The following is a 12255-nucleotide window of genomic DNA, read 5'->3' as shown; positions in this document are numbered from 1 at the left end:
CCGGATGCCTGGAAGCCAACTCCATCAGCTCCGGTAATCGCCATTGATGGCGACATATTCCTTGGTGAGGTCGCAGGTCCACACCGTCGCCTTGCCGCGGCCGATACCGATATCGGCGCGGATGCGAATGTCGTCGCGCTTCATATAGGCCGAGGTCGCTTCCTCGGAGTAGCCCGGGTCGCGTTCGCCCTCATGCGCCAGACGGTTGTCGCCGAACCAGATCGACAGCCGGTCGCGATCGGCCGGCTCGCCGGCCTTGCCGACGGCCATGACGACGCGGCCCCAATTGGCGTCCTCGCCGGCAACCGCCGTCTTGACCAGCGGCGAATTGGCGATGGACAGCGCGATGCGCTTGGCCGAGCGCGCCGATTTGGCGCCGGTAACGGTGACTTCGACCTGCTTGCGGGCGCCCTCGCCGTCGCGCACCACTTGCAGCGCCAGCGATTTGAGCACCTTGCCCAGCGCCCGGCGGAAGGCGCCGAGACGGGCATCCTTGGGATCGCTGATGGCGGGCGCGCCGCGCTTGGCAGCGGCTCCGGTGGCGAACAACAGCAGCGTGTCGCTGGTCGAGGTGTCGCTGTCGACGGTGACGGCGTTGAAGGTCTTGGCCGTGCCGCGCGACAACAAGTCCTGCAGCACGGGGGCGGCGATCGGCGCATCGGTGGCGATGAAGGACAGCATAGTCGCCATATCGGGCGCGATCATGCCGGCCCCCTTGGAGATGCCATTGATGATGACGTCGGTGTCGCCGAGCTTGACCGTCGCTGTCGCCACTTTCGGATAGGTGTCGGTGGTCATGATGGCCTTTGCCGCCTCGGTCCACAGATCCGGCTTGCCGTCCTTGACCAGTCCGGCCAGCAAATGGCTGAATTTGGTGGTGTCGAGCGGCTCGCCGATTACCCCGGTGGAAGCGAGGAACACTTCGCCTGGCGTGCAGCCTGCGGCCTTGGCCGCGGCCTCGCCGGTCAGTTGGGTGGAGGCGCGGCCCTTCTTGCCGGTGAAGGCGTTGGCGTTGCCGGAATTGACCACAAGCACCCGCGCCTTGCCGGCGCCAAGGTTCTCGCGGCAGAAGTCGACCGGCGCCGAGGGGCATTTCGACTTCGTGAACACGCCGGCAACCGCTGTGCCGGCATCGAAGACTATGGCCAAGAGGTCGGTACGGTTCTTGTACTTGATCCCGGCCTCTGCGGTGGCGATGCGCACGCCCTCAATGGCAGGCATTTTGGGATATTTCTTCGGCGCGAGCGGCGAAATCGTTGCGTACATTGGGGACCTCGGGCGACGGAAAAACGCTAGGCGAAGGCCGGTTTGCCCGATAGCACGGCCCGGCGCAAGGGCGTTTTCTTGGCCGCCGCTGTGGGCAAGCCACCAGGGATTAAGCTTGCATTTCAAATCCGTTGGCGTCGGCGGGGCCTCTGGCGTTATGATATCGGCCATGGGCAGGCTGGTGATCTTGGCGGTGGCGTTTATGGGGCTTTTGCTCCTGAGCGCCGATGCGCAGCCGGAACGGCGCGTGGCGCTGGTCATCGGCAATGGCACCTATGCCGAAGCCGGCACGCTCACCAATCCGGTCAACGATGCGCTCGATATTGCCGGCAAGCTGCGCTCGATCGGCTTCGACGTCATCGAGGGCAACGATCTCGGCAAGCGCGAACTCGAGCGCAAGATCGGCGAATTTTCCGATGCGCTGGAAGGTGCGGGCGTCGGGCTTTTCTATTACGCCGGCCACGGCTTGCAGGTGGAAGGGCGCAACTACATCGTGCCGGTCGACGCCCGGCTCGACATGCCGGTCAAGCTGCAGCTCGAAGCCGTGCCGATCGACGAAGTCCTCGACATCATGGAGCAGCAGACCAAGGTCAGCCTGGTTTTCCTTGACGCCTGCCGCAACAATCCCTTTGCCCGCAGCCTGAGCCGCACCGCCACCACGCGCTCGGCAACGGCGCTTGCCGGTCTGGCGCAGTTCGATTCGACGCGCGGCTCCTTCATCGCCTTCTCGACGGCGCCAGGCGCTGTCGCCATGGACGGCACCGGGCGCAATTCGCCGTTCGCCGCCGCCCTGCTGCGACACATGGCCGAGCCCGGCCAGAGCATCAACGACATGATGATCGCGGTGCGCCGCGACGTGGTCTCCGAAACCCGCGGGGGACAGCGCCCATGGGAACAGGGTTCGCTGCTCGAACGGTTTGAGTTTGTGCCCGGCGGCGAAACGGTTGCACAGCCGAAGCCCGCCGTCCCCCCGGCGCCCGAAACAAAGGTTGCGGCACTCGAACGGTCTGTAAGCGACGACAAGACCGCAATCGAGAAATTCCTGCGCGACGACTATCTTGCGCCCGATGCCGCGGCGATCGGCGAGACCGTCAAGCGGCTCTATGCGCCTTCCGCCACCATCTTCGGCACGCGCTATGACAGCGACGCCGTCGTCAAGCTCAAGACGGACTGGTTCGCGCAATTTGCATCCTGGTCGTTCAGTCTCGAGCCCGGCAGCCTCGAGGTGACGCCGCAGGGCGAGAACCGCGCCGAAGCCGTGTTCGCGATGAGCTACGACTATGTGTCGAAAGACAAATCGGCGGCGCGCATGACCGGCAAGGCACGCGTCACGCTTGGGCTGGTGAAGAGCGACGGCCAGTGGCGGATCGCCTCGGAAACCTCGCAAGCGATGAACTGAAAATCCCCGCGAAGGGCGAATGTGAGACCTGCTTCTACAAGCGCTGGAAACGGGCCGTTTCGTTTGCCTGCCAGCTCACCTATATTGCCGGCGAGATTGTTGGCGAGGACAGACATGGGCGAGGATCCGGCGCGCAGATCGATCGGGGCGCGGCGCAACCCAGACAGCGCCGAGGCCATTCTCGAGGCCGCGGAGGCGGTGCTGGTCGAGGCCGGCTATGCCGGCTTCTCCATAGAGGCCGTGGCGCGGCGGGCGCGCGCCGGCAAACCCACGATCTATCGCTGGTGGCCGAGCAAGGCGGCCCTGCTGTTAGAGGTCTACAAGCGGCAAAAGCGTGTCGACGTCCCCGATACCGGCAGTCTCGAAGACGACCTCGTCGGTTTCCTGAGGAACCTCTTCGCGCATTGGCGCGACACATCCTCGGGCAGCGTATTCCGCTCGCTGATCGCCGAGGCCCAGTCGGACGAAGCGGCGGCCGCGGCCCTGACTGGCTATGCCGATGGGCGCGTGTCCCACACCGCTCGGATCATCGAGCGCGCCAAAGCGCGCGGCGAGGTTGCGGCCGATATCGACGCAGCGCTGGTCGCCGACCTCATCGCTTCCTATGCCTGGAAACACCTTTTGACCAACCGGCTGGACGAAGATGAGGCGACAATCCTTGCCACTGTCCGCTATGTGATGTCAGGCATCTCCCGCAATTGAAAAGGGCGCCGAACGGCGCCCTTTGCATGTTTTTTCGGTGCCGGCCTTACTTGCCGGCTTCCATCGTGTCGACGGCCTTCTTCAGATTGGCGTCGGGGATTTTGACCTTGGCGGCGCCGCGCAGCTGCTTGACCAGTGCGAAATACTTGTCGCGGATCACCGCCTGCTTGGCCTGGTCCTTGACGTCGTCGAAGGCCGGCGGCTGTTTGGTGCGCTTGTCCTCGAGCTTGATGACATGCCAGCCGAATTGCGTTTGCACCGGCTCCTTGGTGTATTTGCCGATTTCGAGCGCAACTGCCGCCTTGTCGAATTCCGGCACCATCTGCCCCGGGCCGAACCAGCCGAGATCGCCGCCATTGGTCTTGCCCGAGGGATCGCTGGTATGCTCGTTGGCGAGCTTCTGGAAGTCGGCACCGCCATCGAGCTGCTTGATAATCGCCTCGGCCTCTTCCTTCGTCTTCACGAGGATGTGACGGGCATGAATCTCATTGACCGGCGGCGTGCTGGCGATTTCCTGGTCGTAGCGGGCGCGCACCTCGGCATCGGTAACCTTGTCGACGACGCCCTTCTCGACCATCTCGCCATGCAGCGCGCGCTGCTGCAGGAACGCCATGCGGCGCTGGAATTCGGGATCCTTGTCGAGCCCGGTAGCGACCGCCTGGGCGGCCATGACGCGGATTTCGATGGCCGCCGAAAGGGCGGCGGCGCGGCGCTGCTCGGGTGGCAACTGCGAGAACTGCTGCGACAGCTCGCCCTCGGCAAGCCCAAGGTCCGCCTCGGTCAGCTTCTGGCCATTGACGGTAGCGATGACGGCGTTCGGATCGACGGGGGCTGCCGCCGGCGCTGCTGCGGCATTGGCCGGGGCGGGAGCGGCTTCCTGGGCCATCAGCGGAGACAGCGACAGGGCCGACAGGCCGAAAGCCAGGCCAAGGCTGGCGAGCGACGCACGGCGAAACAGTAAGGACATCAAGATTAACTCCAAGGGGGGATTGGTAGGGCTTGCAGATCAGCCGGATTGTGGCGGAATTTGGCGCTGCCCATAGGGCTAACGCGGCGTTGACATCAGTTGAGCCCCCTCTTATCTGTCCAACGACTTTGCGTCCAGAACCGTTTTCCGGGCGCTTTTTGTGTTTGTCCGCGTTTCACGCGGAATTGATGGGGCCGGCCGGCGCTCATCTCAAAATTGAGAATTCTATCGAAAGGACCATCGGATGGTCAGTCTCGGCGGTCTCGCCCGTAAGGTTTTCGGTTCCTCCAACGATCGCCGCGTAAAATCGACCCGGCCGCGTGTCGAGGCGATCAACGCCATGGAAAACGAGATGCGGGCGCTGTCCGACGCCGAACTTCAGGCCCGCACGGAAAAATTCCGCCAGGATATCGCCAACGGCGCTACGCTCGATGACCTGCTGGTGCCGGCCTTCGCCACCGTCCGCGAGGCATCCCGCCGCGTGCTCGGCATGCGCCCGTTCGATGTGCAGCTGATCGGCGGCATGGTGCTGCACAATGGCGGCATCGCCGAAATGCGCACCGGCGAGGGCAAGACCCTGGTCGCCACCCTGCCCGTTTATCTCAACGCGCTTGCCGGCAAGGGCGTCCATGTCGTCACCGTCAACGACTATCTCGCCACCCGCGACTCCGAATGGATGGGCCGCGTCTACAAATTCCTCGGCCTCTCGGTCGGCGTCATCGTCCATGGCCTGTCCGACGAGGAACGCCGCGTCGCCTACGCGTCCGATGTTACCTATGCCACCAACAACGAGCTCGGCTTCGACTATTTGCGCGACAACATGAAGTATGAGCGCGCGCAGATGGTGCAGCGCGGCCACAATTACGCGATCGTCGACGAAGTCGATTCCATCCTGGTCGACGAGGCGCGCACGCCGCTGATCATTTCCGGTCCGCTCGAGGACCGTTCGGAAATGTACAACACCATCGATGCCTTCATGCTGCAGCTCGGCCCAGCCGACTACGAGATCGACGAGAAGCAGAAGACCTCGATCTTCACTGAAGAAGGCACCGAGAAGCTGGAAAACCTGCTGCGCGCGGCCGGCCTGCTCAAGGGCGAGTCGCTCTATGACGTCGAGAACGTCGCCATCGTCCACCACGTCAACAACGCGCTGAAGGCGCACCGGCTGTTCCAGAAGGACAAGGACTACATCGTCCGCAATGACGAGATCGTCATCATCGACGAATTCACCGGCCGCATGATGCCGGGACGCCGCTATTCGGAAGGCCTGCACCAGGCGCTCGAAGCCAAGGAGCATGTGGCGATCCAGCCGGAAAACCAGACGCTGGCCTCCGTCACCTTTCAGAACTATTTCCGCCTCTACAAGAAGCTGTCCGGCATGACCGGCACGGCGCTGACCGAGGCCGAGGAATTCGGCAACATTTACGGCCTCGAAGTCACCGAGATCCCGACCAATCTGCCGGTCATCCGCAAGGACGAGGACGACGAGGTCTACCGGACGGTCGAGGAGAAGTACAAGGCGATCGTTAAGGAGATCAAGGAAGCGCGCGCCAAGGGCCAGCCGACGCTGGTCGGCACCACCTCCATTGAAAAATCCGAGCAACTGGCCGAGCGCCTGCGCAAGGAAGGGTTCAAGGATTTCGAAGTGCTGAACGCCCGCCATCACGAGCGCGAAGCGGCCATCGTCGCCCAGGCCGGCAAGCCCGGCGCCATCACCATCGCCACCAACATGGCGGGACGCGGCACCGACATCAAGCTCGGCGGCAACGCCGAGATGCGCATCGAGGACGAACTGGGCGACATGCCTGCTGGTCCCGAGCGCGAGGCGCGCGAAAAGGAAATCATTGCCGATGTCGAGCGCCTGAAGGAAAAGGCGCTAGCCGCCGGCGGCCTCTACGTGCTCGCCACCGAGCGCCATGAATCGCGCCGCATCGACAACCAGCTCCGCGGCCGCTCCGGCCGCCAGGGCGACCCCGGCCGTTCGAAATTCTTCCTGTCGCTGCAGGACGATCTGATGCGCATCTTCGGCTCCGAGCGCATGGACGGCATGCTGCAGAAGCTTGGCCTCAAGGAAGACGAGGCCATCATCCATCCGTGGATCAACAAGGCGCTGGAAAAGGCGCAGAAGAAGGTCGAAGCGCGCAACTTCGACATCCGCAAGAACCTGTTGAAATACGACGACGTCTCGAACGACCAGCGCAAGGTGGTGTTCGAGCAGCGCATCGAATTGATGGACGGCGAAGGCCTGTCCGAGACGATCGCCGAGATGCGCGAAGGCGTCATCGAGGAGATCGTCACCAAGAACATCCCCGAAAACGCCTATGCCGAGCAGTGGAACGTCGCCGGCCTCAAGGCCGAGGTCGCCGAATTCCTCAATCTCGACCTGCCGGTCGAGGACTGGGTCAAGGAAGAAGGCATTGCCGAGGACGACATCCGCGAGCGCCTGACCAAGGCAGCCGACGCCGCCGCCAAGGAGCGCGCCGAGCGCTTCGGCCCAGACGTGATGAGCTATGTCGAACGCTCGGTGGTGTTGCAGACGCTCGATCATCTGTGGCGCGAGCACATCGTCAACCTCGACCATCTGCGTTCGGTCGTCGGCTTCCGCGGCTACGCCCAGCGTGACCCGCTGCAGGAATACAAGAGCGAGGCGTTCGAGCTGTTCCAGGCGCTGCTCGGCAATCTGCGCCAGGCCGTCACCGCGCAATTGATGCGCGTCGAACTGGTCCGCCAGGCCGCCGAAGCGCCGCCGCCCGAAGCGCCTGAAATGTTCGGCAGCCACATTGACGGCACCACGGGCGAGGACGATTTCGAGGGTGGCGAGACCGCACTTCTGGTCCGCCAGGAGAGCAACGCCATCGTCGCTCCCGAAGACCGCGATCCGAACAACCAGGCGACCTGGGGCAAGATCGGCCGCAACGAAGCCTGCCCCTGCGGCTCCGGCAAGAAATACAAGCACTGCCACGGCGCGTTTGCCTGATTTCAGCGGCTAGGTCGGCGGGACAGCACCCCCCTCCGGCCTGCCGGCCATCTCCCCCTCAAGGGGGGAGATCAGCAGCTTCGGCGCCGTAACTTCTTTCAATTTCGACAATTGGCGAAAGCCACAGTGACAGCCAATCTTCCCCCTTGAGGGGAGATGTCCGGCAGGACAGAGGGGGGTGCGAAGGATCGCGACCTCTCGGTCCAACCCTCGTCAAAACCTCACAACAACCCCGAATCGCGCGCGGTCGCTGTCGCCTCGCCGCGCGACACCGCATCCAGCTTGCCCAGCACCGCCGAGACATGGTGATCGACCGTCTTTGGCGAAATCGTCAATTGCTCGGCGATCCGCTTGTTGGAGAGGCCGCGTTCGATCAGCTGCAGCACCTGCATCTGGCGCAAGGTGAGGCCGGCGAGGTTGGCGCGCGTCGAGCGGCGCGGGCCGCGGGCGATGCCGCCAACGCCGTTCTTGCGCATGATATCGCGCAGGCGCTGGGCCGCCGGCCTTGCCCCCAGGCCGTCGAAAATATCCAATGCCAGACGCTGCCCCTCGTCATCGCCGAGGATGAGCGCCAGTCCGCGCTCGTATGGCGCATTCAATTCGGCCCACAGTGCCGAAGCCGAACGCCAGTCGCCGGTTAGAAGCAGCCGGTATGGTGTCGCCATGTCGGCGGTGTCGCCGACGGCCATATCGGCGGCCATATCCGGAGAGAGCAATGTCCGCCACAGCGCCAGCTCCCCGACATGGGCACGCGAGCGCACCGGCGTTTCGGCGCGGGTGATCAGCGCCAGCGCCTCTTGCCTGTCGGCCAGGCCCAGCCATGCCTGCTCCGCTATCAAGGCCGCATAGGAGCTCAGCATCTGCAGGTCGCCGCCGCTTCCGACCAGGCGCGCCATTTCGGCGAACAGCGGCTCGGCCGACGGATCGCCGCGCCTCAGGCGCAGTTTCGCCAATGCCAGCAGCGCCGGAAACCGGCCCACGGTGGTTGTCCGCTCATTGTCGATGACATCGCTTGCCGTCGCGGCGGCCTCATCCCATTGGCCCTGACGCAGTTGCACATCGGCCAGCATGCCCCTGAGATAGTCGCGCCAGGTGCCGAGGTCGTTCTCGGTGCAATAGTGGATGCCGCTCTCGAGCACCGGACGTGCCGCGTCGTAGCTCATCTGGGTGATCTCGAAACAGGCGCGGTTGGTGAAGGCGCGCGCGGCATGTTCCTGGAAATTGCCTTGGAGCGCAATTTCAAGGCTTTCGTCGAGGCGCAGGCGTCCGGCATCCGGATTGAGCCACTGCTCGACGCAGCCGACATTGTTGAGGGCATGCGACGCGATGTCGGGACGGTTCATGCGCGCAGCCAGCGCCGCTGCCTTCTCGCCATAGAACAGCGTGTCTTCCACCCTCTCCGAAAGCATCGCCAGATGCGAAAGGTTCGAATAGGCCATGGCGAGTTCGGGACCGGCGGGAGCCGCTTCCAACATAGCCACAGCCTCGGCGCCGAAGGCGGCCGCCGCCTCGCGGTCATCGCCCATTTCGCTCAGCCGGGAGAGCCATCTCAGGCTGTCGCCCTCCTTCAGCCTGTTGCCGTCTGCCTGATGCAGTCGGCGCGCCTCGCCCTGCGCCGCAAGCGCGTCGTCGATCTTGCCGATGAGATGACACTCGAACGCATGGCTTTCGTAGAGTACCGCACGTTCCGTGGCCGGCAGGCTGTCGGCCTGCTGCAAGGCGATCTCGTAATAGCCGGCGGCATCGCGATGGGCGCCGACGCGCGACGCCTCGCGCGCGGCGATTGGCGCAAATTCGCGCACCGCCGCCAGATTGTGCGCCTCGACCGCATGATGCACCAGGCGGCCTGTGGAGACGTCGCCATTTTCGAGCAGTGCCGCCAGCGCACGCTGGTTGAACTGCCGCCTGTGCGACGTCGTCAGCATCATTTCGATGGCGCGTCGCGCGATGTCGTGGCGGAAGGCGTAGCCGTCGCCCAGATCGTCAAGCAGGCCGTTGGCGACACACTCGGCCAACTGGCCGGCGCTGGCGACGCCGCACAGGCCCTGCAGGGCCCAGGCGTCGGCGCGGCGCGGAAACACCGACACCGCGTCGAGCATGGCCCGGGCGCCAACCGACAGCCGCTCGGCCCTTGCCAGCACGGCGTCGCGCACGCTTGCCGGCAGCGCCGTTTCGTTTTCGGCCGACAGCAATTCGGTGACAAAGAAGGCATTGCCTGCGGTCGCCCGGTAGATGGCGTCGCCATCGCGGCCGGCCGCATCGGCGAGCGACAGCACGGCCGCCTGGCTGAGCAGCGGCACGTCGATGCGCGCCACGCTGCCGGCCGGGATTTCGCCCAGGGCGCGGCGTACCCGCATCTGTCCCTCGCTGCGGTCGGTGCGCGCCGTCAGCAACAGCAGGATGTGGGTGTTGACGATACGCCGGCCGAGGAAGCGCACGAAATCGAGCGTCGCATCATCGGCCCAGTGCAGGTCTTCGATGATCAGCAGGCACGGCCCCTTGGCCGCAAAAGCGTCGAGCGCATCGGAAAACAGCGGCAGTCTCTGCCCATGCCGGGCGTCGATTGCGCGCGGCAGCGCCCATTGCGCCTCACGGGCCAGATCGTAAAGCGGCCCCAGCGGATCGGGGATCGACAGATCCTCGCAAGCGCTGCGCAACGTCGCCGCGCTCTCTCCGACACGGGCCGCGAATGCCTCGACAAGCGCCGTCTTGCCGGCGCCGGCCTCCCCGGCCAGCACGGCGACGCGGCCATGGCCGCCTATTGCATCGCCAAGCAGGCTCTCCAACTGCTGCAGCTGCGTCTGCCGTTCCAGAAGCATCATTATCATCGTCTCATACGATCGGAGTTTTCCCACCATGGCGGGCCGCTCACGATTAGCCCGTGAAGAAAGCGACGCAATGTGACTTTGCACACATTGCCGTGCCTCTTTCCACAAAGAACGACGCCAATATAGGGAATCGTCCCGCCAAATATGGGGAATCGTTCCGATGCGCGGGCCGGGCCGGCGTGGTCAACGTCCAGCCGCGCTCCGATCGAGCGTGAACCAATGGAAAAGGAAACCTTCCATGCCTCGCTACCTGATTGAACGCACATTTCCGGACGGCCTCAACATACCGATGACCGACATCGGCGCCAGCGCGGTGGGCGGCGTCGTCATGCGCAATGCCGAAAAGGGCGTCACCTGGATCCAGTCCTTCGTCACGCCCGACAAGAAGCACAGCTTCTGCATCTACGACGCGCCGACGCCCGAAGCTATCCGCAGCACCGCTCAGAAAAACTCGCTGCCGGTCGACAAGATCACGGAGGTGCGGGTTCTTGACCCTTACTTTTACCTCTGATCCTGCGTTCGGTCGCCACGGTGATGAGCATCAAACTGTCCTTCGCGGCCATGGCGAACTGCCTGATGGCCTGCCGCTCGGTGGAATCGGGCCTGTCCTGGGAAAGACCGGCCGGCCAACCTCCGTGCTCGGCCGTCTATGGCGGTTCGCGTCGAAGCTGCCTGCGTATCTGTCTGAAAGGCGGCGCTTGCCCCCGGAAGGCGACTATCTGAGGCGCGACATCGGGCTATCGGAGCGGGACGTCCCGCAGGAATATTGGCAATATTACTTTTGGGATCGTTGATTTTTCACGGTTTTTAAGGGCTGCGGCCAAAGCCCGGCAACGGAAGCCGCATCGCATGAACCGGGACGGACAAACCAAATCCTAAACCAACGCCGCAGCTTCGGGCAGCCTGATCGGCCGCCGTCGCCTCGAGCGTCAACAAACGGACGGAAGACCATGACCATAACTCTTTGGACGACACGCTTCGCGGCTTTCGCCGCCATCTCGATCACGGCGGGTGCGGCCGCCCAGGCGCACGACGCCAACCCGCTGGCCGAAAAGGTGCGCGCCGCCAACAGCCGCTTCGAAAATGTGGCAGCCGCCACTGCCGAAGGCTATGCCCCCATCCCTTGCGCCAGCGGCATCACCGGCGGCGCCATGGGCATCCACTATGTCAACGGCGCCTATCTCAAGGACGATGCCGTCGATGTCGCCAAGCCCGAAGCGGTGATGTACGAGCCGACGGCCGACGGCAGCCTGAAGCTGATAGCGGTCGAATACATCACCTCGAAGGGCCCGGCCTCGCTCGAAGGCCAGCTGTTCAACTTCAACAGCGCCCCCAATCGCTACGGCCTCGGCCCGTTCTACGAATTGCATGTCTGGGCCTGGAAACAGAACCCGACCGGCGCTTTCGCCGACATGAACCCGAACGTGTCCTGCGACGCGATGAAGGGGATGTGATCTTCCCCATGTGACACCTCTGGCATCGGACACCCGGTGCCTGGCCATCCCCCTTGGCGGGGAGGGGCGAGCGAAACGCCGACCGGCTCCCCAGTCTTCCCCGGCGTTCGCTCGCCTTTTATGCCGCCCTCGTCGCCAAACCCAACGCTGTGATGTACGGGCCGGTGGCCACGGAAGGCGTTTCCATCTCCCTTGTGGCGTTGTGACCGCAACTATGCTATGCTTATCGCCATGGTGCTGATTTGCGCCGATAACCCGCCGCCGAGGCGGGTTTTTCGTTTTCCTAGGTGATTCTCTGCTGTTTGCTTAACGACGCTTCGGCTTGGCGCATCCGTTCTACGCCGCCTTCAGCCGCACCATTTCGGCCTCGTCCGCTCCACCCGATAGGAACACGCCATCAACACGCTGGTGGCGCGGAAATATCCGGCGCAATCCGGTTCAACGGGGCGAACATGGCTGACCAGCTACAGCACATAGACGCGGTGCTATTGATCCTTGGCTACAGGGGCGACCCGTCGCAGATCACGCGGTTGCGACGCCAGCCCAGCCGCTTCCGCCAGGGCGAGCTTTACCGGTTGATCCTGAAGTGCGAGGCGGAAGGCAGCAAGACCAACAAGGAACGGCCCGGCGCATTGTCGCAATGAAAGGCTCGGAACCGTCGC

General features: G+C 64.2%; 10 protein-coding genes. 7 read left to right on the top strand and 3 right to left on the bottom strand.

Annotated features, from left to right (window positions below; translation table 11 throughout):
* Positions 1-24 precede the first annotated feature (24 nt).
* Entirely contained in the window at positions 25-1266 is a 1242-nt protein-coding gene (gene argJ, locus NKI35_RS00590) for a bifunctional glutamate N-acetyltransferase/amino-acid acetyltransferase ArgJ (protein WP_023704293.1), read from the bottom strand.
* Positions 1267-1435: 169 nt separating this feature from the next.
* Between argJ and NKI35_RS00585 the strand changes: the two genes are divergently transcribed.
* Both NKI35_RS00585 and NKI35_RS00580 read left to right on the top strand, forming a co-directional pair.
* Entirely contained in the window at positions 1436-2665 is a 1230-nt protein-coding gene (locus tag NKI35_RS00585; protein ID WP_352738058.1) for a caspase family protein, read from the top strand.
* A gap of 114 nt (positions 2666-2779) precedes the next feature.
* Positions 2780-3367 (top strand): TetR/AcrR family transcriptional regulator, encoded by a 588-nt coding sequence (locus NKI35_RS00580; protein WP_023714960.1) that lies wholly within the window; start codon positions 2780-2782, stop codon positions 3365-3367.
* 46 nt (positions 3368-3413) lie between these two features.
* Here NKI35_RS00580 and NKI35_RS00575 read toward each other — a convergent pair whose 3' ends face one another.
* A complete protein-coding gene (locus tag NKI35_RS00575; RefSeq protein ID WP_352738055.1) occupies positions 3414-4334 on the bottom strand; it encodes a peptidylprolyl isomerase in 921 nt (306 codons plus the stop codon).
* A gap of 244 nt (positions 4335-4578) precedes the next feature.
* On the opposite strand from NKI35_RS00575, the gene secA reads away from it, so the two are divergent.
* A complete protein-coding gene (gene secA / locus NKI35_RS00570) occupies positions 4579-7311 on the top strand; it encodes a preprotein translocase subunit SecA (RefSeq protein WP_023672992.1) in 2733 nt (910 codons plus the stop codon).
* Positions 7312-7532: 221 nt separating this feature from the next.
* Here the strand turns inward: secA and NKI35_RS00565 are convergent, their stop codons facing one another.
* The gene (locus NKI35_RS00565) at positions 7533-10133 is read right to left on the bottom strand and encodes a helix-turn-helix transcriptional regulator (RefSeq protein ID WP_352738053.1); all 2601 of its coding nucleotides are present in this window, start codon (positions 10131-10133) and stop codon (positions 7533-7535) included.
* Positions 10134-10377: 244 nt separating this feature from the next.
* Here NKI35_RS00565 and NKI35_RS00560 point away from each other — a divergent pair, with 244 nt between their 5' ends.
* From NKI35_RS00560 to NKI35_RS00545, 4 genes are all read left to right on the top strand, one after another.
* The gene (locus NKI35_RS00560) at positions 10378-10650 is read left to right on the top strand and encodes a DUF4242 domain-containing protein (protein WP_023673765.1); all 273 of its coding nucleotides are present in this window, start codon (positions 10378-10380) and stop codon (positions 10648-10650) included.
* Positions 10628-10933, top strand: a complete 306-nt coding sequence (locus tag NKI35_RS00555; protein ID WP_081731383.1) for a hypothetical protein — start codon at positions 10628-10630, stop codon at positions 10931-10933. Before NKI35_RS00560 ends, NKI35_RS00555 begins: the two co-directional genes overlap by 23 nt.
* Before the next feature lie 156 nt (positions 10934-11089).
* Complete coding sequence (locus NKI35_RS00550) at positions 11090-11593, top strand: hypothetical protein (RefSeq protein ID WP_023673764.1); 504 nt, start codon at positions 11090-11092, stop codon at positions 11591-11593.
* 452 nt (positions 11594-12045) lie between these two features.
* Positions 12046-12237 carry a hypothetical protein gene (locus tag NKI35_RS00545; RefSeq protein WP_352738049.1) on the top strand — a complete coding sequence of 64 codons (192 nt, stop codon included), beginning with the start codon at positions 12046-12048 and terminating at the stop codon, positions 12235-12237.
* Positions 12238-12255 lie beyond the last annotated feature (18 nt).

The organism is Mesorhizobium sp. M0676 (genome assembly GCF_040320535.1).
Taxonomy (GTDB): Bacteria; Pseudomonadota; Alphaproteobacteria; order Rhizobiales; family Rhizobiaceae; genus Mesorhizobium.
Note: the sequence above shows the minus strand (reverse complement) of the source record. Positions and strands in the feature narration are given on the sequence as shown.